This is a genomic window from Enterococcus sp. DIV2384, from assembly GCF_050534975.1.
In the GTDB taxonomy this organism is placed as follows: domain Bacteria; phylum Bacillota; class Bacilli; order Lactobacillales; family Enterococcaceae; genus Enterococcus; species Enterococcus faecalis.
Genome location: NZ_CP172905.1, coordinates 186,145 through 212,500, shown reverse-complemented (window position 1 = coordinate 212,500; position 26,356 = coordinate 186,145). Strand labels below are relative to the sequence as shown.

The following is a 26,356-nucleotide window of genomic DNA, read 5'->3' as shown; positions in this document are numbered from 1 at the left end:
GTTCCTCCATATATCTACGCATTTCACCGCTACACATGGAATTCCACTCTCCTCTTCTGCACTCAAGTCTCCCAGTTTCCAATGACCCTCCCCGGTTGAGCCGGGGGCTTTCACATCAGACTTAAGAAACCGCCTGCGCTCGCTTTACGCCCAATAAATCCGGACAACGCTTGCCACCTACGTATTACCGCGGCTGCTGGCACGTAGTTAGCCGTGGCTTTCTGGTTAGATACCGTCAGGGGACGTTCAGTTACTAACGTCCTTGTTCTTCTCTAACAACAGAGTTTTACGATCCGAAAACCTTCTTCACTCACGCGGCGTTGCTCGGTCAGACTTTCGTCCATTGCCGAAGATTCCCTACTGCTGCCTCCCGTAGGAGTCTGGGCCGTGTCTCAGTCCCAGTGTGGCCGATCACCCTCTCAGGTCGGCTATGCATCGTGGCCTTGGTGAGCCGTTACCTCACCAACTAGCTAATGCACCGCGGGTCCATCCATCAGCGACACCCGAAAGCGCCTTTCACTCTTATGCCATGCGGCATAAACTGTTATGCGGTATTAGCACCTGTTTCCAAGTGTTATCCCCCTCTGATGGGTAGGTTACCCACGTGTTACTCACCCGTCCGCCACTCCTCTTTCCAATTGAGTGCAAGCACTCGGGAGGAAAGAAGCGTTCGACTTGCATGTATTAGGCACGCCGCCAGCGTTCGTCCTGAGCCAGGATCAAACTCTCATAATAAAAGTTAGAACAATCTTGCGATTGTTAAGCTCAATTTGTTTGCTAGCATATTGCTTGCTTGTTAAAAATGTTTGTTGTCTTGAATTGAATCAAGACGCCCTACACATTTGGTTCGTCTATTCTTTGTTCAGTTTTCAAAGGTCTACGTTACCTCGCAGCAACTTTTATATCATAACAAACTTCCGTTTGAATGTCAAGAACTTTTTTAAAAAAGTTTTTTAAGTTGTTTTGCTCGGTTGTTGTTGTCTGTTGTGACAACTTCTATATCTTATCATCTCGTTTGTTATTTGTCAACAACTTTTTTGTTGTTTTTTCAAACTTTTTTCGAGAGATTCGAAATCAAGAATTGTTATTTAATTATTGATTTCTGAATCGCTCAGCTGTGTGACTCGCCTTGCGACATGTAATAATATACCAAGATTTCAAGCATTGGTCAATCATTATTTTCACTTTTTTTAAACTTTTTTTCAATACCGATTATTCTTTCTTATCCGATTAGATAAAGTTCGTTTTTTTATCAGATTACCCATTCTTTTTATTACCCATCTTCGATTTTTTTAGAAAAAAAGAATTGGTTTCAATTGTTTTTCTATTCTTTTTTTATTTAATTTTTTGCGAATACAAAAAAAAGATGCCCTTAAGGCATCTTTTTTTATCTCATTGTTGGGAATAGCAAGACATCACGAATTGATTGTGCATCGGTTAATAACATAACTAGTCGATCAATCCCAATACCTAATCCTCCGGTTGGTGGTAAGCCATATTCTAAGGCTTCGATGAAATCTTCATCTACTCCGTGTGCTTCATCATTTCCTTGTTCCCGTTCTTTTTCTTGTTCTTCAAAACGTTCACGTTGGTCAATTGGATCATTTAATTCTGTAAATGCATTAGCAAACTCTTTTCCGATAATAAATAGTTCAAAGCGGTCAGTGAAACGACCATCTTCTGGATTTTTCTTCGCTAATGGTGAAACAGCGACTGGGTGACCATAAATAAATGTTGGTTGTTGCAATGTATCTTCTACAAATGTTTCGAAAAATTCATTAATGATATGACCGACTGTCATGGCATCTGTAATTTCAACATTATGTTCTTTAGCCAACGCACGGGCTTCTTCTATCGTCATCTCTTGCCAAAAATCTACGCCCGTTTGTTCTTTGACCGCATCTACCATGTGTAGACGTTTGAAAGGACTTCCTAAGTCAACAGCTTGACCATCGTACGTGATATCAGTAGTTCCTAAGACTTTTTCCGCAGCATTACGAATAATTCCCTCTGTTAAATCCATCACATCTTGATAATCAGTATAAGCAGTATAAGCTTCTAGCATTGTAAATTCTGGGTTATGAGTGGTATCGATTCCTTCATTACGGAAGACACGACCAATTTCATATACTTTTTCCATGCCACCGACAATTAAACGTTTTAAATGTAACTCTAGGGCAATGCGTAAGTATAAGTCCATATCTAATGCATTATGGTGTGTGATAAATGGACGAGCAGCAGCTCCTCCTGCTTCGTTATGCAAGACAGGCGTTTCTACTTCGACATAGCCATTGCCATCTAGATAACGACGGATTTCGCTAATAATTTGACTGCGTTTCATGAAACGATCAAAGCTTTCTTTGTTACTGATTAAATCCAAATAGCGTTGACGATAGCGTTGTTCCACATTCGTTAATCCATGGTATTTATCTGGCAACGGACGCAAAGCTTTAGTTAATAACGTAATTGTTTGAGCTTTAACAGTAACTTCCCCCGTATTGGTTTTCATTACTTGACCTGTCACACCAAAGAAGTCGCCTAAGTCAGCATGTTTAAATAGTTCATAGGCTTCGTCTCCAACTTGGTCCTTCCGAACATAAATTTGAATTTGGCCTTCACGGTCTTGCAAATGGGCGAAACCAGCTTTTCCTTTACCACGTTTTGTCATCATACGTCCAGCAACGCTGACTTCTGTATTCATTTCACTAAGTTCTTCTTTTGTATGATTATCATATTGTTCATGAAGTTCTGCTGAATTATGAGTGCGATCGAAACGTTTACCGAAAGGATCAATCCCTTCTTCACGTAAAGCTTCCATTTTTTCGCGGCGCACGAGCATTTGATCATTTAAATCCTCTAAATGCGCTTGTTGTTCTTCTGCCACTGTTGTTCCTCCATTCTTGATTTTAACCTATCCTAATAATGCCACAGTAATTCGAAAAAAAGCAAGCCGAATTTTACTTTCGGCTTGAATTTTTTATTCTTCTATAGTAGTTACAGCAACTTTGGAAATCTTCTCTACAAAGGCATCAAGTAAATCGACAACTGCTTGTTGTGTTTCAACTTGGTTAATCGCAACTTTCACTTTAGCTGCTCGCGAGATTCCTTTTAGATAGTAAGAAGCATGTTGGCGAAACTCACGGACCGCAATTTTTTCACCTTTTAAATCCACTAATCGTTGTAAATGAACTTTTGCAATGTTAATTTTTTCAGCTGGTGAAGGCTCAGGCATCAATTCGCCCGTTTCCAAGTATTCTTTCGTCCGTTGAATCATCCAAGGATTGCCCAAAGCAGCTCGACCAATCATCACACCATCCGCTCCAACATATTCTAACATGCGTTTAGCATCTTCAGGCGTTTTGACATCGCCATTTCCCATAAAAGGAATGGTTAAATGCTTTTTCACTTCCTTTAAAACGTCCCAGTTGGCTGTCCCTTCGTACATTTGGACACGTGTTCGACCATGCATAGCAATTGCCGAAGCCCCTGCTTGTTCGGCAGCCAAAGCGTTGTCTACAGCATATAGATGATCTTCATCCCAGCCTGTTCGCATTTTTACAGTAACAGGCAAAGAAACTGCCGAAGAGACTGCGTGAACCATCTCATGCACTTTATTCGGATCCAGCAACCATTTCGCACCAGCTTCAGCTTTAATTATTTTATTGACAGGGCAGCCCATGTTAATATCAATAATCGCCGCTTGCGTATTTTCTTCCACAAACTTAGCAGCTTCCACTAATGTTTCTTTATCTCCACCAAAAATTTGTACACTTAAAGGATATTCCCGCTCATCAATATATAGCATTTCTAAGGTTTTTTTGTTTCTTAATTTAATTCCTTTATCACTAATCATTTCACAAACGACTAATCCTGCGCCAAATTCTTTTACAGTCACACGAAAAGCGGCGTTACTAATACCCGCCATCGGAGCTACGACAACACGGTTGGGGATTTCAACGTCTCCAATTTTCCACATAGTCTTTCCTCCTACTTTTGTTTCGTATTGCGAATCGCTTCATCGCGAAGTTCAATTAATTCTTCTTCACTATAGTGATATTTATTGTTACAGAATTGACAAACTGCTTCCGCTCCATGATCTTCATCAATCATCGCATTTAATTCATCGATCCCAACGGCAATCAAAGCGGTCGCAAATTTTTCTTTGGAACAGTCACATTTAAATTGTACAGGCATTTTTTCTAAAATTTCTACTTCGTCTTCTCCCAATAAGCGATACAAGACTTGTTCAGGTGTTTCTCCATTTTCTAGTAATTGTGAAATTGGGGGCACTTCCGCTAGACGCTGTTCAATAAAATCAATGGTACTTTCATCGGCACCTGGCATTACTTGAATCATAAAACCACCGGCTGCTTTCACAGATTCATCCGTGTCCACCAATACACCTAAACCGATAGCTGAAGGAACTTGTTCAGAGACCGCCATAAAATATGTAAAGTCTTCACCGATTTCACCAGAAACAATAGGTGTTTGTCCAGAAAAGGTTTCTTTTAATCCTAAATCTTTAATGACTGTGAAAATTCCTTCGTTACCGACAGCGCCACGTACATCAATTTTACCTGTTGCATTCAACTTTAAGCTGACATGTGGATTTTTAATGTAGCCTTTTGTTTCTCCACGGCCATTACTATCGACAATAATAGCGCCAGCTGGGCCATTTCCTTGTACTTTTACAGTTAATTTATCGTCACCTTTTAAAGTCGCTCCTAGTAAAAGGGCTCCAATCAATGTGCGCCCTAACGCTGCAGTAGAAGAACTCCATGTATCATGTCTTCTTTGCGCTTCGCTAACAGTTTCAGTGGCACTGATGGCATATGCTCGTATTGAACCTTTATAACAAAGGGCTTTTACTAAATAATCTTCCATTCTTTTTCCTCTTCTCTTGGTGCTTTTTTGTCCATTAGTCAGATAATACTAGGAATCAGGTGTTTTTTCAACCAAATAATCTTCCTTCTATAGAATATCTTAATATTATAGAAGGTGCAGTATTCGTCAACTCGACAAATACTGCACCTTCTACTAATTGGTTATTTATAACGATCTTCGTAGTTATTGCGATCATATTCAGAATTGGAATCTGAATCTTTTTTCTCTTCAGATTGGACTTCTTTTTCTGTTTGTTCGCTTTCTACTTTGACTTCTTCTGCTTCATCATGTAATTCTTTTTTCGCTTCTTCAAAGTCTTGTTTTTCTTCAACTTGTTTTTGCGCTTCTTTTTCTTCTAAAGCACGTTTTGCTTCTTCGAATGTTTGCGCTTCTTTTTCACTAGGGTAGTCGCTGTCAGCACCTTCAGGCATTTTACCTGTTTCAAATAATGATTTGATTGCTTTTGCATCTAATGTTTCATATTCTAATAGTTTTTCAGCGATTAGTTTATGTTGTTCACGGTGCGCTTCGATAATTTCATGCGCTTTCGTATGAGCATCCATTAAGATACGACGAACTTCCTGATCGATTTCAAACGCCACTTGTTCTGAGTAAGCTTTTGTTTGACCATAATCACGACCGACAAAGACTTGATGGTTTCCTTCATATTGAACAGGTCCTAATTTGTCGCTCATTCCATATTCCGTTACCATGCTACGGGCAATCCCTGTTGCTTGTTCAAAGTCATTTGAAGCCCCTGTTGATTGAACGCCAAAGATAATTTCTTCTGCTGTACGTCCACCAAGTAAGCCAACGATTTGTTCAAACATATCTTCTTTAGTCATTAAGAATTGATCTTCTTTTGGTAAAGCAATCATATAACCGCCTGCGCGACCACGAGGGATAATTGTTACTTTATGGACAACACGGGCACGGCTTAAGACTAAACCAACGATTGTGTGTCCGGCTTCATGGTAAGCCACCATTTCGCGTTCTTTTTTATTAATCACGCGATCTTTTTTAGCTGGACCAGCAATTACGCGGTCTTCGGCTTCATCCACATCAGAAGCATCAATTTTTTTCTTGTTACGACGAGCGGCAACTAAGGCTGCTTCGTTTAAGACGTTTTCTAAATCAGCACCAGCAAAACCTGGTGTTTGTTGTGCAACAACTTTCAAATCAACGTCATCAGCTAACGGTTTGTTTTTCGCATGAACACGTAAAATCGCTTCACGACCTTTGACATCTGGACGTCCTACCAAGATTTGGCGGTCAAAACGACCTGGACGTAACAACGCTGGGTCTAACACGTCTGAACGGTTCGTTGCAGCAATTACGATAACTCCTTCATTGCCATCAAAACCATCCATCTCAACTAATAATTGGTTAAGGGTTTGTTCACGTTCGTCGTGTCCGCCACCCATACCAGCACCACGTTGACGACCAACTGCATCGATTTCATCGATAAAGATAATCGCAGGCGCGTTTTTCTTCGCTGTTTCAAATAAATCCCGGACACGGCTAGCACCGACCCCGACAAACATTTCAACGAAATCTGAACCTGAGATTGAGTAAAATGGCACACCTGCTTCACCTGCTACGGCTTTAGCAAGTAACGTTTTACCAGTCCCTGGAGGTCCTTCTAATAGTACGCCCGCAGGAATCCGTGCGCCTAATTCAGCGAAACGACGTGGATCTTTTAAGAATTCCACTACTTCAACTAATTCTTGTTTTTCTTCTTCCGCACCAGCTACATCTGAGAAGCGGACACGGTTAGCTTTTTTATCGGCTTCTTTGGCTTTTGATTTACCGAAGTTCATCACACGGCCACCGCCGCCACCGCCACCGCCTTGTTGGCTCATCATCATGTAGAAGAAGAAGAAGATAATCACTAATGGTAAGAAACTAAACAACAGTGACAACCAAGCACCACTTGTTGATTGTTCTTTGACAACTAGCTTCACCTTGTTATTTTGTGCCGCATCTTGAATGCCAGCTAAGGTTGTATCACTAGGTAAAACGGTTGTTGTGAAGCCTTTTGACGACGCTTGCGTTGAGCCCCACAATGACAGACCACCTGTGTCTTTCACTTCTTGTTTTTCTTTATACTGACCTTCAATCCGGTAAACCCCATTGGTTGGTTGAATGGTCATGTCTTTGACTTTTCCGTCTTCCAATTGTTGTTGGAAGGTTGAGTAATCGATGTCTGGCGATTGTTGGTTGTTATTTCCAAAAATGAAATAGACAACCATGACCATGGCAAGTACTACTAAGACGTAGTATAAACCATTTTTCATGCCATTATTCTTTTTGTTCATGCCTGTCCTCCTTATGCTCATCATTACAATTCATGTTATTCTTTTATCAATCCTGACCTTTACATTGTAACACAATTAATTCCTTGATAGATATTAATTTGATTCGTAAACTTCAGGTTTTAAAACGCCAATATAAGGCAAGTTGCGGTACGTTTCTGCATAGTCTAATCCGTAACCGACCACAAACTCATTGGGCACATCAAACCCTACGTAGTCAGCTTTAATGTCTACTACACGGCCTTCTGGTTTATCTAATAAGGTAACAATTTTCACGGATGCAGCTTTACGGTATCTAAACAAATCTACTAAATACGCTAATGTACGACCACTATCGATGATATCTTCTACGATTAAAATATGTCTACCTTCGACATTTGTGTCTAAGTCTTTGACAATTTTTACTTCGCCTGAAGAAACTGTCGCGTTGCCGTAGCTAGATACATCCATAAAGTCCAATTCTAAATAAGTATTGATTTCACGAGTCAAATCAGCCATAAATGGTACTGCACCTTTTAAAATACCGACCACTAAAGGATTTTTCCCTTGATATTCTTCTGTCAGTTGCTTGCCAAGCTCTGCAGCCTTCGCAAGAATTTCTTCTTTGGAGATTAGGACTTTCTCAATATCTTTTTCTATCATAGTGCGCTCCTTTCAGCATTACTCCTTTGTCTTAAAAAGGAGTCTGTAGTGTATTTTATCAGTTTCTAAAGGAATACTCAAATAGGAATTTGCAAATTTTGGTACCCAAATGATTTCCTCTTGCTCATCCGTAATGACCCAAGCACTCTCTCTCGCTTCATTTGGCACTTTTTGATCAATAAAAACTCTGCTTAATTTTTTCGTAAACCCTGGTTTTAATGTAATCCGATCACCACTTCGGCGATGACGAACGGTCAAAGGTGTGGCTGTGGACAACGGGATTGCTAACAACTGACCCGTCCATTGATTAATCTCTTCAGGAAGAGGAAACGGTTTGTCTGTCGCAATTAATCCTAGCCACTCGGTTTCCGATAAATAAATCCCCGCGCCAGGTACTAATAAATGTGTAACTTCTTCTCGCAGTGCAACCTGTTTTTGTTCTAAGCATAGCCAATCATAACTTTTAGCTAGCTGCCATTGCTGTTCTAACATAACCGAGCCTTGCGGTTGGCGTTCATCATTCAAAACTTTTAAAATTTGTGTCATCTGGCGTTGGTTTAACGAAACCCCTAATGGCACTAATGTTTTTTGGAAAAATGCGGTTAAAAAGAAGTGCTGGTACGCAGGCGTTTCTTTTAATAATCTCTTCAAAGGAATGCGCCAGCCTTGTTTGGTCGGCTCTACGGCTTCAGATAATTGAGGCTCAATTTGTTCTTGAATAAATTCTTGGGCAAAACGTTGTTCATTACTAAAAGAAGCAATCTGATCTAAGAATTGCGGATTTTCCTGCTTTAATAGCGGCAAAACCTGATTACGGAGCCGATTTCTCAAATATTCATTGGTTTGGTTCGTTTCGTCCTCAAAATAAACGAATGCTTGGCGCTGTGCAAATTGATACAATTCTTCTTTTGGATAAATGAGTAACGGACGAATCAATTCCCCTGTCGCAAAAGGACGTCTCTCTTTAATGCCTGCGGAATGGGAAAAATTAGTTCCTCGAATCAGCTTCATTAAAATCGTTTCCGCTTGATCGTCTAGATGATGTGCCGTCATTAAGACCGCCGCACCTTCAATTTCCATGACTTCTTTAAAAAATTCATAACGAAATGTGCGCGCTTTTGCTTCTAAATTTCGTTGCTTTTCAGGGTCTTCCCAACGTGTTTCATAATACGTTAGCTCTCGCTGCTGACAATAGGTAGCGAGATATTGCGCTTCCTGTGCCGACGCTTCTCGCAATTGATGATTGACATGTGCAACAACCAATTGTAATTGTTCTTTTTCTGCCACCTGTTCCATTAACGTCAAAAGGGCCATGGAGTCTACACCACCAGAAACGGCGACCACGATTGTTTGATGCGGTTGCCAAAATCCTTGTTCTTTTCCTCGTTTATAAAACTGCCAAAACATTGTTCGCCCTTCTTTCTTCCTTAGAATAAAAGAGGAACCGAGAAATAACCCATTCGTTATCCCCAGTCCCCCTATTTGTTTGTGCTTAGCCGCGACGTCCGCCACGTCCGCCACGTTTGCCTTCAGTATTACGTTTTAATGAAGATAAACGGTCATCACTATCTTTCAAGAAAGAGCTCATCAATGAGTCAAAATCTTGTTTATTGTTATTGTTATTTGCTTGTGGTTTATTGAAAGGCTTTTTGCCCCCTGCGCGTGGATTACGGTCACGTTTCTCATAATTGTTTTCACGACGTTGAAATTCACGTTTTGGTTGTTGCCCTTCTGCTGGCTCTTGCGCTTTACGGATCGATAAGCCAATTTTGCCGTCGTCACCAACTGAGGTTACTTTCACTGTTACTTCGTCACCTACTGTTAATACATCATGAATATCTTTAACGAATCCATTAGACACTTCACTGATGTGTACTAACCCAGTTTTTCCTTCTCCTAAATCAATAAATGCACCAAAGTTAGTAATCCCTGACACTTTTCCTGGCAATTTAGCTCCTACTTCGATTGACATAAAAAAATTGTTCCTCCTATTTTTTCCCTAATTATAATTGCAGTTTATTCAGCTGAAGACTTAGTTGTTTCAGTTGAAGACTGTGATTGACTATTTTTTTCTGAACTGCTCTTGCTTTCTTCCGCTCCAGAAGTCTGTGTTTTTTTCATTTGTTCTGGTGTGGGATAAATCTGTTCGCCTTCTTTTGAGAGAAGGAAACGGCTACGTGCTAATTTTGCCACATAATCATCATCTTTTAACAAAGCAACGTCTTTTTTTAGATCCTTGACCTTCTTATCAACTGCTACGGATTCAGCAATTGCATCTGCTCGTTCTTGTTTGAAAGCACCTAAGCGATGATAATCTTTCATCAATTGGATGCCAGAAAAGGCAAAAATAATGAAGGCCACGAGAAAAATCGCTGCCAAGCGTCTGCGTCTAAAAATCAATTGTTTCTGTTGTTTTTGGAATTCGACATACTGTTCTTTCGTGTAGTCATTTTCCAATGCCGCAACTTTCTTCGAGTTTTTTTCATTCTTTCCCATCGTCTCGCTCCACTCGCTTTGGATTGTCCGTTTTATTATACCAACATCTAAGAACCTTGTCTAATGTTAATTTCAGAGAAGTTAAAGAAAATCAAGCTTTTTTCTAAAATATTCTTTGCTTTTGAAATAACAGTGGTTGATTTATTAATTTTTTTCAAAAGCGGCGCGTCTGTTTCATTAAAACGCTGAAAGGATGAAGCGCTTGGAATATTCATCTTTTCAATGAACTTGCCAAGCGCTCCATCCTCACCTGTTTATTCTTCAGAGACACGTGTTTCTGATTTTATCTCATACATTTTTGTGGCATCTTCTTTTTTCGTAGAGTCATTTAGTTGCAGAACTTCTACTTCTAAAATTCTGTTCCCAAATTGAATTTTGACAAGGTCACCAATCTTCACAGTACTAGAAGATTTGGCTAAGACTCCGTTGATTTGAATCCGGCCTTTATCAGCGACTTCTTTGGCAACTGTTCTTCTTTTAATAATGCGAGAAACTTTTAAAAATTTATCTAACCGCATCACATTCACCTCTTTTATTTTTTTTGTCTCATCCGTAAAATTTTTGCGCCATACGGTAAACTTAACCATTCACGTATCGTAAATAATTCTAACTTAATGATGGTGCTAATAAAAACTGTACCGCCCACTGCAACACCTATAACTGTAACGAAAAACGCTTGACTTCGGTGATGCACACCTTGGAACAAGATGGAGATAATTCCTTGATAGACCAGTAATGACAGCATCATGATTGCTAAACTAAGCAACAGTTTTTTCAAAAAGTTTCGTTCTCGAACAAAACAATTAATCGCTGCATCCGATTGTCGGACTAAAACGAATAACGTCGCTAGTAACCCAAGAATAGTAGACCAACTAGCGCCTAATGTTCCCCAACGAATGGTGAAAAAGCCCGTTGTCAGTAACTTCACTAATAAGCCCACACCAGCTGCCACTAAAGGACCTTTAAAACGATTGCGACTTTGTTCAATACTTTGGTAGGCCTGAATAATGGCCATAAAAGCGATGGATAAAACATACACCCCTAAAACATCATTGCCTTTATAATCTTTAAAAAGTGTAAAGTTCATGTACGGCAATAACATCATCAGACCAATCGAAGCCGCCGATGCCAAGGTTGTGGTAAGACGCAAAAAGATTTTTGCAACTTGTAAAAATTGTTGACGGTCTTTTTTCATAAAATATTTTGTCAAACCTGGTAAAAAGGTCGAGCTTAAAGCTAAAGCAATTACCAATCCTAATTGAACTAGTGGTTGTCCTCTATCATAGACCCCTTTGTCAACTTTCGCAGCTAAATCAGAGAGCCCGAAAAGCATGAGAGCATTTTTTACTTTAAAGGAATCAATTAATTGAAATAGAATCAGAAAAGCACTATATAAAGAGACCAAACCACCCTCAATCATTAAACGTTTAAATAGTCCTATGGTTTGAGGCATAATCTTCCATTGATGCAAGTATTCCGTACTTCCACTAAGAATTTTTCGATTGTAGTACCATAAGACAAGTACCGCTAAGACACCGCCAGCCAACGCACCACTCATGGCCACCGTCCCCGTTTGGTAAATGGAGCCACCAAAGTAATGATAGGACAACGCAGCTACTAGAATAACCCCGACACGCACAAACTGTTCCATCACCTGTGAAATACCACTAGGCACCATCAACAAATGCCCTTGAAAATTCCCACGATAGAAGGAAAGAATTGGAACGAGTAAAAAGGTAAAGGAAACAACTTCCATTAATGGTTGGAGTGCAGCATCCCCCATACTAATAGCAATTTCTTGACTACCAAAGAAAAAGAAGGCCCAACAAGCAATCGCTAACCATAACACATAGGGATATAGTTGGCGCAACACTTGTTTTTGACTCCGAATATCTGGTTGTTCAGCAACAATTTTGGAAATAAATTGCGGTAAGCCTGACAATGCTAATGTCATCGCAATCCCATAGATTGGATAAACTTGCTGATACACGTAAAATCCTTCATCCCCTACAAAGTTCTGAAAAGGAACGCGATAAAACGCACTCAACACTTTTGCAATGAAGGAAGCAATGGTTAACACAACGGCACCTTGCATCATTCGTTGCATTTCTTTTTGTGCCATCTTCTAGGCCTCCTTTTAAAGGGAATCCGTTTCTTGCGAATGTTTGTATTTTTCTTGTCGCAATGCGGTTGTAAAAGTAGCAATTTCTTGAATCCAAACAGCTTCTTTACAATCTTTCGGCAACTTCAAGGAAATAGTCATTTGTTCTTTCTCAACTGCTAGATCCGCTTTTAAGCTGGTTGCCGATAACGCTTCAAACAACTGCTCCACAGAGTATGTTTTTGTGCCAATTTTACTTAACACAAACTTGACTTTTTGGTCGCGTTTACGAATACTTTCTAACAAGGCACGGTCGCCATCCATTTTGATACGGCCAGTAGTTAATAAATGCGCCACTTCGTCAGGATACTCTCCAAAGCGGTCTAACAAGTCCGCTTCTAATTCTTCGTACATATCCATATTTTCTAATTGACGAATCCGTTTATAAATTTCAATTTTTTGTCGTTCGTCTGTAATGTACGTTCCTGGAATATAAGCATCAATGCCCAAATCAATTTCAACAGACGTTTTTTGGTCTTGGATATTTTTTCCTTGTTTACGAGCAACTGCCTCAGATAACATCTGTGAGTACATATCAAACCCAACCGAATCAATGAAGCCATGTTGTTGGGCACCAAGAAGGTTTCCGGCCCCTCGAATGGAAAGGTCACGCATCGCAATTTTGAACCCAGAACCTAATTCCGTAAAGTCTTTAATTGCTTCTAAACGTTTCTCGCTAACTTCGTTTAGGATTTTTTGCTGTTCGTACATAAAATAAGCATAGGCCACTCGATTGCTACGCCCCACACGACCACGTAATTGATACAACGTAGATAAGCCCATGTAGTCCGCATTTTCTACAAACAAGGTATTAGCATTAGGAATATCTACTCCTGTTTCAATAATCGTTGTAGTGACTAATATATCATATTGTCCTTCAATAAAATCAAACAAAGTATTCTCCAGTTGTACTTCTGTCATTTGACCATGTGCATACGCAATTCGTGCATCTGGAACTAGTGCTTGTAACTCTTCAACTTTTCGTTCAATCGTATCTACTCGATTGTATAAATAAAAGACTTGACCATCTCGGGCCATTTCTCGCTCAATCGCTTCCCGAATCGCCCCAGGATTATTTTCCATGACATACGTTTGGATCGGATAACGATTCTCTGGTGGGGTTTCGATGACGGATAAATCACGGACACCTAACATCGACATATGAAGGGTCCTTGGGATTGGTGTTGCTGTTAACGTCAAGACATCCACTTGTGAACGCAATTGTTTTAGTCGTTCTTTATGTTTCACTCCAAACCGTTGTTCCTCATCAATAATCAACAAGCCTAAATCACTAAAATTAATATCTTGCGACAATAAACGATGGGTACCAATCACAATATCTACTTGGCCATGTTTAATTTTTTCAATTGTTTCATTTTGCTGTTTTTTCGTGCGGAAACGACTTAATAAACCAATTTCTACAGGAAAGCCCTCAAACCGCTCTTGAATCGTTTCGTAATGTTGTTGCGCTAAAATAGTTGTTGGCACTAAAAAGGCAACCTGTTTATTGTTGCTAACAGCTTTGAAAGCCGCTCGTAAAGCCACTTCTGTTTTACCAAACCCTACATCGCCAACTAACAAACGATCCATTGGTCGAGATTTTTCCATGTCGTGTTTAATTTCGGCAGCACTACGTAATTGATCATCTGTTTCAGAATACGGAAAAGCCTCTTCAAATTCTTTTTGATACGCATCATCTGGCGGAAAAGCATAACCTTTTTCCGATTCTCTTGTCGCATAAAGTAAGATTAAATCATCCGCGATATCTTCAATTTTCGAAGCAACTTTTCGTTTGGTTTTCGTCCATTCACTGCCGCCTAGCTTGTTAATTTTCGGCGTTTTAGACTCGGAAGCAACGAACTTTTGAATCAAGTTCAATTGTGTTACTGGAATAAATAACTTGTCATCATTTTGGTACAAGATAGTCATGTAATCTTGATGGACCCCATCAACTTCTAAGGTTTCCATACCAATATATTTACCAATCCCGTGATTCGCATGAACGACATAATCGCCCGTTTTTAAGTCGCTATAACTTTTCAAACGTTCCGCATTAGAGATTGTTTGACGACGTGCCCGTTTTTTGGTCGTTGTATGAAAAATTTCTTTTTCCGTAATCGCCACGAGCTTGTTTTTAGGTAATTCAAACCCTGTTTGTAATGCCCCTTGGACAATTTGGACATGCCCATCTAACAACTGATCCCAATTGCTTACTACGCTAGGTATGTCAAAGTCCTGAAATAGCTCTTCGACTTTTTGAATCCGTTCTTTCGTAGGAACAAAAACAACGACCGTTTGGTTTTGCTTTTGCCAACGGTCCACTTCCGCTTTTAGCAACGGCATTTGACCGAAGAATTGTTGCATTGAACGATATTGGAAATTATGGACTTCTTGGAAACGAAGATTCCCCATTCCTTTTTGAAAAAGTGAAAAGAAGGTCGTATTTCGTGCAGTTTTTCGCAATCGATCATGAAAGTCTACGCCAAAAGTTTGTTCAGAAAACACGCGCATTTCTTCAATTTTCAGGGTTTGCCATTCCGCTTCCTCTCTAGCGATTTCTCGCTCCGTTTCCATCATACGAGAATAATCATCCACAAAAAGCAAACTATTTTCTGGTAAATAATCTAACAGCGTAGTTTTTTGTTGGTACAGAAAATCTGTATAATAGTGAGCATTTTCTGTAGGAATCCCTTGTTCCCAAGAAGACAGCAACTGACCAAAATATTCTTCTAAAAAATCGGTCTCCGTTTGATCTTTAGCTGTCGCTAAACGTTTTTCTAGAGCATCTTGTAACCTCGTCATGCCATGATTCATATCTGCCTTTGAGAATACTAAATCAGTCATTGGTGAAATCGTTACTTCTTCAAGATTTTCTAATGAGCGTTGAGTATCCGCTTCAAAATAACGGATTGAGTCGATTACAACATCAAACAGTTCCACCCGAACAGGGTATTCGGCATTTAGCGGATAGACATCAATAATGCTTCCGCGAATACTAAATTCGCCAGGCTTCCCGACCATCGATTGGCGTTCATAGCCCATTAACACTAAGCGTTGCGCGAGGATTTCAGGTTCTACCTCTGTCCCGATTTCCCAATGAAGTTGCGCATTTTGCCACGTTTCTTTCGTTGGCAAATACTTTCGTAGTCCAGCTACTGGCACGACCACGATTCCTGCATTCGCTGTCATCAGGAAATTTAACGCACTCACTCGATCTGCGCGCGCTTCTGGTGAAGAAAAGGCCATTTCGGCGGATAACACTTCATCTACTGGAAATAGATGAACTTGTTCTGAAGGTAAAATATTTAAAAAATCATCTACTAATTGATTGGCATAGTATAGGTTTGGGACCGCAATAACAATTTTTTGATGCGTCTTTTGTAAAGCGCCTGCCATCAGTAATGTTTTAGCAGAGCCTGATAACCCAGTAATTAGTTGGCGCGTTCCTGTTGTCATTAGTTGACTGCGCCATGATTTAGCAATTTCTGTTTGGCTAATTCGTTCGATAATATTCAAACAAGGGCCCTCCTTTCTGCTATTTTCCATTAAATTGATTCATTGTTTCAACAAACGTATGTCCTTCACATGCATATAAAGCGGCATCGGCTGCTTTTTTTACAGCAAGTAACATCTCTTCGTGTGTTTCTTTGGGAAAAGTACTTAGTACATGGTGGATAACTGTATCATTTTTTGAGGGCCTACCAATGCCAATTTTAATTCTAGGAAAGACATTTGTTCCTAAATGGGCAATCAGACTTTTTATCCCATTGTGGCCGCCAGCACTACCTTTTTGCCGTAAACGAATTTTACCGACCTCTAAGTCTAAGTCATCATAAATAACAATCAAGTCTTCCTCATCTACCCCAAAGTAGGTCAACAACGGACCAACAGAGCGACCTGATTCATTCATAAATGTTAATGGTTTCACTAACAATACTTTCTCAGTCCCTATAAAAAACTCTGCAATATCTGCTTCAAAATTACTATTATTAAACGAAACATTTTGCCGATACGCAATTTCATCTAGCGTAATAAAGCCAATGTTGTGTTTTGTTTCTTTGTATTTACTACCGGGATTTCCCAGTCCTACGATTACTTTCATCTTTCATTCTCCTTGGATTATAAGCTTGCCAACACAAAATGGCTGGGAAGCGTATGCGCTACCCAGTTTTATTCATTATACCATAGAAATAAAAAAACTCGCAGTCTTTGAAGATTAAGAAAGATGTAAAAAAATTTTTTAGAAATTTAAATATGCGCAAGATAGTGAAATTACGCACATGTAAGAGCTACCATTTTGAAACAGGTCTGAAAACTGTATCATTTTTACAATCAAAGTTCGTGACATTTTTTACAAACTATGTTACTATCACTTTAGCAACAGGAAATAAAAACTCGTTGCTCACGAAAAAGAATGTAGAGGAAGGAATGGTACACATGACTGCAGCCGCAGGGAATAAAGATCACCAAAAAGTAATTTTAGTCGGGGACGGTGCCGTAGGTTCTAGCTATGCCTTTGCTTTAGTAACTCAGAATATTGCTCAAGAAGTTGGGATTATTGATATTAATGTACCAAAAACTGAAGGAGATGCGTTGGACTTATCTCACGCATTAGCATTTACTTCTCCTAAAAAAATCTATGCTGCTACTTATGACGATTGCCATGATGCAGACTTAGTTGTCTTAACAGCTGGTGCGCCTCAAAAACCAGGCGAAACTCGTTTAGACTTAGTTCATAAAAACTTGAAAATTAATAAAGAAATCGTTACAACAATTGTTGATTCTGGTTTCAACGGTATCTTCTTAGTTGCCGCAAACCCAGTCGACATTTTGACTTATTCAACTTGGAAATTCTCTGGCTTCCCGAAAGAACGAGTAATCGGTTCAGGAACTTCACTAGATTCTGCTCGTTTCCGTCAAGCAATTGCCGAATTAGTTGACGTTGATGCACGAAATGTCCATGCCTACATCTTAGGTGAACACGGAGATACAGAATTCCCAGTTTGGTCACATGCGAATGTCGCTGGCTTACAAATTTACGAATGGGTGAAAAATAATCCTGACGTCGATGAAGAAGCAATGGTTAATTTATTCTTCAACGTACGTGACGCTGCTTACACAATCATCGAGAAAAAAGGAGCTACTTTCTATGGAATCGCGGTTGCACTAGCGCGTATCACTAAAGCTATCCTAAACGATGAAAACTCTGTGTTACCATTATCTGTTTATTTAGAAGGTGAATATGGTCAAAACGATATTTATATCGGTGCACCAGCGATCATCAACCGCCAAGGCGTTAAACAAGTCATTGAAATTCCATTAACAGATGCTGAACAAGAAAAAATGGAAGCTTCTGCTTCTGCATTAAAAGAAGTTATTGAAACAGCTTTTGCTAAATTTGAAGCAGAAGAAGCAAAATAACTCCTTCTATAATATTCAATATTCGAAAATTAAAAACAACCAAGAGTGAACACTATTGTTACTCCGCTTTAAAGCCTGGTACAAAAATCCAAAGTGATTTTTGTACCAGGCTTTACTTTTAATTTGTTTTACTTTACTCATTACCCAATTTTTTCAAAAAATTATTGTTTTGTTTAGCTCGAAAAATAACAATAGCCAAAAATAAGTTTGTTATCTAAAATTCACTACACTACTTAATACAGTCCATCTGCTTCTTCTTTTGTCACAATGTAAATATTTTTCATTTGCGTATAAGTATCTAGCATTGATTTATGCGTTTCTCGACCAATTCCTGATTTTTTATAACCGCCAAATGGCGCGCCCGCAGGCAATTGATTGTATGTGTTGACCCACATCCGACCTGTCCGTACACCACGAGCAACCCGTAATGCCACATTGATATCTTGAGAAAAGACGGCACCACCTAGACCATATTCAGAATCATTAGCTAAACGAATGACTTCTTCTTCCGTTTCAAATTTAATCACTGTTGCAACAGGACCAAAGATTTCTTCTTGGGCCACGCACATTGTATTCGTGCCATTCGTTAATAACGTAGGTGCTAAAAACGCCCCCTTGTCTAGCCCATTTTCTGTTAAACGTTGCCCACCAGTAATCAGAGTAGCTCCTTCCTTCACACCAATTTCGACATATTTTAAAATTTCTTCCAATTGATGCTCATTGATCTGAGCGCCCATTTCAACATCTTTTTCCCACGGGAAACCAACGTTCACTTGTTCAAACTTTTCCTTTAAAGCTTCTACAAATTGATCATAAATACCTGACTGAACGAACACACGAGACCCAGCACAACAAACTTGCCCTTGATTGAATAAAATCCCTAACTGCACGCCTTCTAATGCACGTTCCCAATTGGCATCTTCAAAAATAATGTTGGCTGATTTTCCGCCAAGTTCTAAAGTGGCTGGAATTAGGCGGTCGGCCGCCGCTTTAGCGACAGTGTACCCCACCTCTGTTGAGCCTGTAAAAGCTAGCTTATCAAACCCTGGATGTGCCAACATATAATTTCCTGAATCAGAACCACGACCGGTGATTAAATTCACTACTCCTTTCGGCAAGACTTGATCAAAAATCTTAAACAATTCCAACAGACTTAATGATGTGCTCGAGGACGGATGAATCACAACCGTATTACCTGCTGCCAACGCTGGCGCTAATTTCCAAGCGCCCATTAATAAGGGGAAATTCCACGGAATAATTTGACCCACAACACCGATGGGTTCTTTCACAACAATGGATAACGTATCCTTATCAAATTCTTTGACAGATCCTTCTTCTCCACGAATCACACTAGCAAAATACCGAAAATGGTCTGCACTGGCAGGGACATCAATCGATTGCGTTTCCCGAAGCGGTTTTCCATTATCTAAAGTCTCCACCATAGCCAAATGTTCTTGATTTTCTTCAATCAAATCAGCAATTTTCAACAAAAGATTGCTTCTTGTTACAACGTCAACATCTTTCCATGTCTGAAACGCTTCTTGAGCTGCTTCTACAGCTCGATCCACATCTGCATTTGTGGCATCAACAAATTCTGCTAATTTTTCGCCATTACTAGGATTGTAACTAGCAATCATTTTGTTACCACTACCTGTTGTCCACTCTCCATTAATATACAATTGATAGCTACTGGCAACTACTTGATTTATTTCTTTTTTACTCATTTACCCACCTCTTTTTTTATTTTGTATCCGCTTACAATTATAAGACATCTTCCGCCTAAAAGTAAATGATTCTACCTAAAAAAAATATAGCTCTCAGCGACTGTTGCTAACTCATCCCGACCTGAAGCCTCCTGGCAATAACTGAATGTATTAAACTTTATTGGAGAAAACTTTTGCCACAAAAAAAGCTAGCACTGAAGAATTAAAATTGCTTCTTCAGTGCTAGCTTTGATTTTTCCAACTCATCCGTTCTTATTGACAAAGAGCTGATTTTTTTATTTATCTTTTGGAACGATATAGTTCATTAAATGTGTTTCATCAGCTGAGATTGTACGTGTCGAAACAACGTTTAATCCCTTCACGTTCATTTCAGAAATTAAGATGCTACCATCTTTAAAGACTTTTTCCACAAACGCGACATGACCATAAGTATTGTCTGCGCCTAAAACACCAGCTGGGAAGGAAACCGCTGCACCTGCTTTTGGTGTACGACTTACTTTGTACCCACGTGCACGACCTGTTTCGCCCCAATCTTGACCATTCCCCATTGTTAAGTCCACACGTTTACCTAATTGCGTAATACGGTTGTAGACATATTGTGTACAGTTGCCCCAAGCATAACTATTAAAGGTGTCATAGTTTTTGCCATTATAGGCTGGGAAATTTGATTCCATTGGTTCAACGGTTGCTTTTTCTTTATCATAATAAGTTAAATCGTATGTTTTAATTAACGCATTTAATTTCTTATGGTAATCTTTGTCCGTTGCGTATTTTCCTGTTAGGAAACGTGTCGCTTCTTTGTATGATTTGGCTTCCGTTTTCCAGACACCATGATAGAAATCTTTATTGGAATCTAAACCATTTTTCAATAATTTCGCATAATCTTCCATTGATTCTTTATACGTTGGATATTGACGGAATTTTGCTTCTACTGTGTATAGGTTACCGAAACCATTGTCTTCATAGGTAATAAAAGAAACAGATTGACCTTTGTAATCGCCTTTAATACCAAACAAATTGTAGTTTGGTTTCTGGCTTAATTTACTATTGCCACTGCCACTTTCTAAAATTGCTTGAGCAATCATCACACTAGCATATAAGTTTTTGTCCTTGGCCACTTTCCGAGCAGATTCACCGATTTCTTGAATAAACTCTTCTGTCTTCTTCGTTTTGCTGACCGTAAACGTCTCATCGTCTTCCACTAACCCAACCGTTTCATTTGTAACTGGTGGGACTATTTCGGGCTGCGGTGTTGACGCTGCTGGTTGTTCTACTGGCTTTTCAGCTGGCGCTGTTGGTGTCACTGGTTTCGCCGGCTGTTTTGATTCAGAAGTACTCGTGCCAGGTTTTGGCTGTTCTTTAGAAGAACTTGGTGTAGTCGTCGGCGTGGTACTTGATTCAGTTGTACTTGTTGACGTAGAATCTGTGGTTGACTCTGTTGTACTCGTTGAGGTGGAGTCAGTAGTCGATTCTGTCGTACTTGTGGATGTTGAATCAGTTGTGGAATCTGTCGTTTCGGTTCCTGACGTTTCCGTGGACTCCGTGGTTGCAGATTCACTTGATTCGGTTGAACTTTCTGTTTCAGTTGTTGATTCTTCTGTCGCTTCTGTTGTTTCACTAGTCGCTGTCGTTTCAGTGGCTTCAGCAGTTGTTGCTTCTGCGGTTGTTTCTGCAACAGAACTATTTTCAGCTACCAAGTTATTACCTTCTGCAAATGCACCTACTGGCATTGATGAACCTAAAAGTAATAAGGTAGAGAACAGGGCAAATTGTTTTTTCATACTCATTCTCCTTTTTTATTTTTCTCCATTTATTTTTATGTACCAACATAATAATTGACATAGTTATTGTTTAAATGGCTCCTTTTTTAATAGTATACTGTTTCATAAAAAATTTCTAGCAAAAAGTTAAAAAAATAGAAGAAAATTCACAAATTCTTCTATCTTTTTTTGGTAATTTTCTAAGAAAAAAAAGAAAGGGCTTGAACAAACATCAACGTCCTCTCTTTTTCTCGTTATCCTTCAAACAAAATACTTTTTTTTCGAAGCGCCTCTTTGATTTCTTGGAAAGTTTCTTCGTCGGCACAGCGAATAGTATGCAGATGGACGCCTCCTGTTAAAACTGATAGTAATGTAGCATGCTCTTTTTGATACTTGTCCATAAATTTATCAATATCTTTCTCTGATTGAATGCGCAAACTGCCGATTAATTCCCCATAAAGCGGATGTGCAATACTCACATCTACCACTTCTCCACCTTTGGCAACAATGACTGACAATTCTTCTCTCGTTTGTTCAGGTGTATGTTGACAAGCAATTTTCCGCTCAATTCCTTCTAAAGGTTGTTCCAACATATACCCTCGAGCTGTTGCGACAATTTCGACCCCTGTCGCCCGTAATAGAGCGACATCTCCTACAATAATTTGTCTGCTGACATCAAAAGCTTTTGCAAAACGAGTGGCACTAATTGGCTTTTCGGTCTCTCTTAATCTTTTAACAATCTCTCTTCTTCTGATTTCTCCATCCACGACCTTCGCCTCACTCTCCTAAATGTTTTTCTTGGAAACGTTTAGAGGCGTCCATAATCCCCTGGAAAGTCTCAGATAATGTTTCTTCATACTCGGCATTTTCAACATGATTCAGAATAGTTTCTAATACTTGTTGTTCTCTTTCAGAATCAAAAACCGCATGACCTGCTTTCTTTTTCACTGCAGCAATCTCTGCGACGACGTCCATCCGCTGTTCTAATAAACGGACCAGTTCCTTATCGATTTGGTTAATCTTTGCTCGTTGTTGTTCTAAAGAAGTTGTTGGGGCGTCATCTTCAGTCAATTCTTTAATTATCCGTGCTGGATTACCTGCGATCACACAGTTTTCTGGGAACGATTTGGTCACAACAGCACCTGCTGCCACCACTACATTATCGCCTAATGTTACGCCAGGAAGGACAATCGCTCCACCGCCAATCCAAACATTGTTGCCAATGATAATTCGTTCCCCTGATTCCATTCCGCTATTACGCTTGGCTGCTTGTAATGGATGCTCGGCTGTATAAAGTTGCACATTGGGGCCAAACATACAGTTATCGCCAATTTCGATTGGACAAACATCTAAAAAAACGTTATTAAAATTGGCATAGAAATTTTTTCCCACAGAAATGTTGTAGCCATAATCAAATTGAATCATCGGTTCGATGTACGTCCCGACACCCACTTTTCCAAACGTTTCTTCTATTAATTGACGACGAATATAAGTGTCTGGTTGTTGGTTAATTAACGCCATTTGTTCACGGGCTTTTTTGCGATCAGCCACTAATTCAGGATCTGAGGCAAAATATAGTGCACCTGCAATCATTTTTTCTTTTTCTGATTTAAATTCTTCCATTCCGTTACTCCTTTATCGTTAATTCTGCAAATATCGTTTCGGCTTTCGCTTCTAAAAAATAATAAGGTTGTTGTAAAAATAGCGGCGTTTGATTAATGGCTAAAATAGTTGCCGTTGGTTGTTTATAATGAATCAAATCGCAAAATGGATGCACTTGAAAACTCGTGCCGACAATCACGATTAAGTCGGCAGAAGCAACGGCCTGAATGGCTTTTTCGATTGCCTCTTCAGATAGTCCTTCTTCATACAAAGTAATAGCTGGACGGATTTGTCCATGACAATCAGCGTGCCGATCACTAAGCAAATAGTCTTGCCAAGGAACCGTTGCACCACAAGTTTGGCAATAACATTCATATAAATTACCATGAAAGTCCACCACTTCTTGGCTACCTGCTTTTCGATGAAGCCCATCAATATTTTGTGAAACAATTTTTCCCCGTTTCATTTGCTCTAATTGTGCCATTTTCTGGTGAATGATATTAGGTTGTGCATCTGGATGATAGAGCGTTTTAACGAATTGATAAAACTTTTCTGGCTCTGTTTTTAAGCAAGTCCGACTCAATAAGTATTCCGGTTGCTGGATTCCTTGATAGACACCTTTTAAGGAACGATAATCTGGCACACCTGAGGCTGTCGAGATACCCGCACCTGTTAAAAATGTGATTTTTTGTTGGGTTGCCAACCAATGAATTGCTTCGGCTTGCGTGATATCTTGCATATCGATTCAGCTCCTAATCTTCTATATTATAACGTATTTTAACATTAGCACCAAAAGTTTTTCCACTTTTTGAAAACTTCTTACCTATATATTGATTTATCTTGAAAGAGTTTGTGACAAATTTCTCAACTCGTGGTAAAATATGCATGAGTAAAAGTGAGGTGAAACAACAATGGTCGCATTTATTATTTATTGGGCTGCAATTATTGCCTGCATCGCTTGGGGCGTTTTAAGCATTTGGTTCTCTGTTTTTTATCTTTCTCGTAAAGAAAACGGAAATCTTTGGGCTTTTGCGTTCTTCAACGTTATCGCTATTATCGCCTTAGCAATTGTTTTATTAGTTTACAAAACTTGGGATTTCGGTATCTTAACTTACTCAAGTCTAATTTATACAATTTTAGCTTCTTTAGGTGTATTGACTGTTCTTCAAGCTATTTTAGGTCGTGAACCAAAAGCTGTCAAAGCTTAAGTAAAAAGCAACTGTTCCTTTAGGAATGGTTGCTTTTTTCGTATTAGTTTCTATTTCGTAGGGAAAATGTTACGCTAATTTCATGGTGTTTGTGTCCTCTTGATAAATTCCTTTGCTGGAACATATTGACTTTCTTCTGGATTTATCCTAAAATTAATAACTGAATTTAATAACTGAATAGTGCCTCAAAAAAGAGGTAGAGGTCGCGGTTTTTATTACGCTTGTGGAGTGAGAGGACACTGGGAAGCAAGTTTAGGATCAATCGCCGAAATGCATAACGGAGCCTCTTCTGTTGTGTGTTGGGACGTAAGTTAAGAGCTTGCGGACTGTCTTAGTAGTGATGCTAAGTTGTGCTATGTTTCGTTGAGGAATTTTTTTCGACATTACCTAGCAACCTTACATCTGTTTGGTTGTTTTTTTGTATTCAAAAATAGGTTGTGACAGAAGTATTCTCCTTTAAAAAGACAGAATCGCTTTTGCTCAGCTGATTATCAAAGCTTGTTGATTGAAAAAAGACAAAACGATCAATCAGACAAGAAATTTAAAGGAGAGAAAAAGATGAACAAAAAAGTTTTTTCATTCAGTCTACTACTTGTCACGCTATTTTCGTTACTTGGCATGACAACCAACGCTTCGGCGGAGGAAAATGGTGAATTTCGTGTCGGCATGGAAGCTGGCTACGCCCCTTTTAACTGGTCACAGAAAAATGATGCACATGGCGCAGTGCCTATTCAAGGCAACTCTTATGCAGGCGGCTATGATGTTCAAATTTCTAAAAAAATTGCCGATGGTTTAGGTCGTAAATTAGTAATCGTCCAAACCAAATGGGACGGCTTGGCGCCCGCCTTACAATCTGGAAAAATTGATGCCATTATCGCCGGAATGAGCCCAACCGCTGAACGAAAAAAAGAAATTGCTTTTACAAACCCTTATTATGAATCACAATTTGTCGTAATTGTTAAAAAAGATGGCAAATACGCTAATGCAAAAAGCTTGAAAGATTTAGCTGATGCTAAAATTACGGCTCAACTAAATACATTCCACTACGGATTAATTGATCAAATTCCAAATGTCAATAAACAGCAAGCAATGGATAACTTTTCAGCTATGCGAACAGCACTTGCTTCTGGCATGATTGACGGGTATGTTAGTGAACGCCCTGAAGGCATAACAGCAACTAGTGTCAATAAAGAATTAAAAATGTTAGAATTTCCAAAAGAAAATGGCTTTGATGCTAGCGCTGAAGACTCGCAAGTAGCAGTCGGCATGCGTAAAGGCGATCCAGACATTGAAAAAGTAAACAAAATTTTAGCAGGTATTTCTCAAGATGAACGGACAAAAATTATGGACCAAGCAATCAAGGATCAACCTGCAGCAATAGATAGTGATGAACAAAAAACAGGACTTATTAACGATTTCAAAAATATTTGGAATCAATATGGCGACATGTTTTTACGTGGTGCTGGTTTAACGCTATTTATCGCGTTAGTCGGGACGGTCGTCGGAACAACCCTTGGTTTACTAATTGGTGTCTTCCGTACAATTCCAGATTCTGAAAACCCAGTCGCTCGTTTCTTCCAAAAATTAGGAAATTTAATTCTTTCTATTTATATTGAAGTTTTCCGTGGTACACCAATGATGGTTCAAGCAATGGTTATTTTCTATGGTTTAGCTCTAGCTTTTGGCATCTCTTTAGACCGAACAGTGGCCGCATTATTTATCGTTTCTGTGAATACTGGTGCCTATATGTCTGAAATTGTTCGCGGAGGTATTTTCGCAGTGGATAAAGGACAATTCGAGGCAGCACAAGCGATTGGGATGACCCATGGACAAACAATGCGTAAAGTCGTTATTCCCCAAGTATTACGTAATATTTTACCTGCAACAGGGAATGAATTTGTCATTAATATCAAAGATACAGCCGTGTTAAGTGTTATCGGTGTCGCAGATTTATTCTTCCAAGGGAATGCTGCTTCTGGCGCAAACTTCCAGTTCTTCCAAACCTTTACAATTGTCGGCATCATGTACTTGGTAATGACTTTTGTGATTACACGAATCTTACGTGTTGTGGAACGTAAAATGGATGGCCCTTCTGCTTACGTTAAAGTAGAAGAATTAACTGAAGAAGGAAAAGAAAGCTAGG

At 39.4% G+C, this 26,356-nt stretch carries 20 protein-coding genes, 1 rRNA gene and 1 riboswitch (1 of these 22 cut by a window edge); of the genes, 3 read left to right on the top strand and 18 right to left on the bottom strand.

Annotation, left to right across the window (positions count from 1 at the left end):
* From IGK54_RS01010 to pth, 13 genes are all read right to left on the bottom strand, one after another.
* Window positions 1-735 (bottom strand): 16S ribosomal RNA (locus IGK54_RS01010); it reaches 826 nt to the left of the window's first position.
* A gap of 652 nt (window positions 736-1,387) precedes the next feature.
* Window positions 1,388-2,884 (bottom strand): lysine--tRNA ligase, encoded by a 1,497-nt coding sequence (gene lysS, locus IGK54_RS01005; protein ID WP_002359372.1) that lies wholly within the window; start codon window positions 2,882-2,884, stop codon window positions 1,388-1,390.
* 93 nt (window positions 2,885-2,977) lie between these two features.
* Window positions 2,978-3,976: a tRNA dihydrouridine synthase DusB gene (gene dusB / locus IGK54_RS01000; RefSeq protein ID WP_002356263.1), complete on the bottom strand. Its 999-nt coding sequence runs from the start codon at window positions 3,974-3,976 to the stop codon at window positions 2,978-2,980.
* 11 nt (window positions 3,977-3,987) lie between these two features.
* Entirely contained in the window at window positions 3,988-4,884 is an 897-nt protein-coding gene (gene hslO, locus IGK54_RS00995; RefSeq protein WP_002359370.1) for an Hsp33 family molecular chaperone HslO, read from the bottom strand.
* A 161-nt stretch (window positions 4,885-5,045) separates the two neighbouring features.
* A complete protein-coding gene (gene ftsH, locus IGK54_RS00990) occupies window positions 5,046-7,202 on the bottom strand; it encodes an ATP-dependent zinc metalloprotease FtsH (RefSeq protein ID WP_002363441.1) in 2,157 nt (718 codons plus the stop codon).
* Between the two features lie 93 nt (window positions 7,203-7,295).
* Window positions 7,296-7,841 carry a hypoxanthine phosphoribosyltransferase gene (gene hpt, locus IGK54_RS00985; RefSeq protein WP_002386336.1) on the bottom strand — a complete coding sequence of 182 codons (546 nt, stop codon included), beginning with the start codon at window positions 7,839-7,841 and terminating at the stop codon, window positions 7,296-7,298.
* A gap of 18 nt (window positions 7,842-7,859) precedes the next feature.
* Window positions 7,860-9,248, bottom strand: a complete 1,389-nt coding sequence (gene tilS, locus IGK54_RS00980) for a tRNA lysidine(34) synthetase TilS (RefSeq protein WP_010783856.1) — start codon at window positions 9,246-9,248, stop codon at window positions 7,860-7,862.
* Window positions 9,249-9,333: 85 nt separating this feature from the next.
* Window positions 9,334-9,813: a S1 domain-containing RNA-binding protein gene (locus IGK54_RS00975; protein WP_142957515.1), complete on the bottom strand. Its 480-nt coding sequence runs from the start codon at window positions 9,811-9,813 to the stop codon at window positions 9,334-9,336.
* Between the two features lie 44 nt (window positions 9,814-9,857).
* Window positions 9,858-10,337, bottom strand: a complete 480-nt coding sequence (locus IGK54_RS00970) for an FtsB family cell division protein (protein ID WP_002356257.1) — start codon at window positions 10,335-10,337, stop codon at window positions 9,858-9,860.
* Window positions 10,338-10,591: 254 nt separating this feature from the next.
* Window positions 10,592-10,855: an RNA-binding S4 domain-containing protein gene (locus IGK54_RS00965; protein ID WP_002356255.1), complete on the bottom strand. Its 264-nt coding sequence runs from the start codon at window positions 10,853-10,855 to the stop codon at window positions 10,592-10,594.
* Between the two features lie 14 nt (window positions 10,856-10,869).
* Window positions 10,870-12,459 carry a putative polysaccharide biosynthesis protein gene (locus IGK54_RS00960; protein WP_016626546.1) on the bottom strand — a complete coding sequence of 530 codons (1,590 nt, stop codon included), beginning with the start codon at window positions 12,457-12,459 and terminating at the stop codon, window positions 10,870-10,872.
* A 15-nt stretch (window positions 12,460-12,474) separates the two neighbouring features.
* The gene (mfd, locus tag IGK54_RS00955; protein ID WP_395997574.1) at window positions 12,475-16,014 is read right to left on the bottom strand and encodes a transcription-repair coupling factor; all 3,540 of its coding nucleotides are present in this window, start codon (window positions 16,012-16,014) and stop codon (window positions 12,475-12,477) included.
* A gap of 19 nt (window positions 16,015-16,033) precedes the next feature.
* Window positions 16,034-16,600, bottom strand: coding sequence for an aminoacyl-tRNA hydrolase (gene pth, locus IGK54_RS00950; RefSeq protein WP_002361556.1), 567 nt, complete (start codon window positions 16,598-16,600; stop codon window positions 16,034-16,036).
* 335 nt (window positions 16,601-16,935) lie between these two features.
* Between pth and IGK54_RS00945 the strand changes: the two genes are divergently transcribed.
* Window positions 16,936-17,919: an L-lactate dehydrogenase gene (locus IGK54_RS00945; RefSeq protein WP_002356251.1), complete on the top strand. Its 984-nt coding sequence runs from the start codon at window positions 16,936-16,938 to the stop codon at window positions 17,917-17,919.
* Window positions 17,920-18,152: 233 nt separating this feature from the next.
* On the opposite strand, the gene IGK54_RS00940 is transcribed toward IGK54_RS00945, so the two are convergent.
* The 5 genes from IGK54_RS00940 to IGK54_RS00920 all read right to left on the bottom strand — a co-directional run bounded on the left by IGK54_RS00940 (window position 18,153) and on the right by IGK54_RS00920 (window position 23,744).
* Window positions 18,153-19,643 (bottom strand): aldehyde dehydrogenase family protein, encoded by a 1,491-nt coding sequence (locus IGK54_RS00940; RefSeq protein ID WP_142957519.1) that lies wholly within the window; start codon window positions 19,641-19,643, stop codon window positions 18,153-18,155.
* 275 nt (window positions 19,644-19,918) lie between these two features.
* The gene (locus IGK54_RS00935) at window positions 19,919-21,430 is read right to left on the bottom strand and encodes a glucosaminidase domain-containing protein (RefSeq protein WP_002378718.1); all 1,512 of its coding nucleotides are present in this window, start codon (window positions 21,428-21,430) and stop codon (window positions 19,919-19,921) included.
* A 227-nt stretch (window positions 21,431-21,657) separates the two neighbouring features.
* The gene (locus IGK54_RS00930) at window positions 21,658-22,170 is read right to left on the bottom strand and encodes a transcription repressor NadR (RefSeq protein ID WP_002356248.1); all 513 of its coding nucleotides are present in this window, start codon (window positions 22,168-22,170) and stop codon (window positions 21,658-21,660) included.
* Window positions 22,171-22,180: 10 nt separating this feature from the next.
* Window positions 22,181-23,026, bottom strand: coding sequence for a chorismate mutase (locus IGK54_RS00925; protein ID WP_010821287.1), 846 nt, complete (start codon window positions 23,024-23,026; stop codon window positions 22,181-22,183).
* A 4-nt stretch (window positions 23,027-23,030) separates the two neighbouring features.
* Window positions 23,031-23,744, bottom strand: coding sequence for an NAD-dependent protein deacylase (locus IGK54_RS00920; RefSeq protein ID WP_002381369.1), 714 nt, complete (start codon window positions 23,742-23,744; stop codon window positions 23,031-23,033).
* Between the two features lie 172 nt (window positions 23,745-23,916).
* On the opposite strand from IGK54_RS00920, the gene IGK54_RS00915 reads away from it, so the two are divergent.
* Window positions 23,917-24,213 (top strand): hypothetical protein, encoded by a 297-nt coding sequence (locus tag IGK54_RS00915; protein ID WP_002356244.1) that lies wholly within the window; start codon window positions 23,917-23,919, stop codon window positions 24,211-24,213.
* Window positions 24,214-24,402: 189 nt separating this feature from the next.
* A riboswitch (Lysine riboswitch) is annotated at window positions 24,403-24,577 on the top strand.
* 194 nt (window positions 24,578-24,771) lie between these two features.
* Window positions 24,772-26,355: an ABC transporter substrate-binding protein/permease gene (locus IGK54_RS00910; RefSeq protein ID WP_010711909.1), complete on the top strand. Its 1,584-nt coding sequence runs from the start codon at window positions 24,772-24,774 to the stop codon at window positions 26,353-26,355.
* Window position 26,356: the final 1 nt, after the last annotated feature.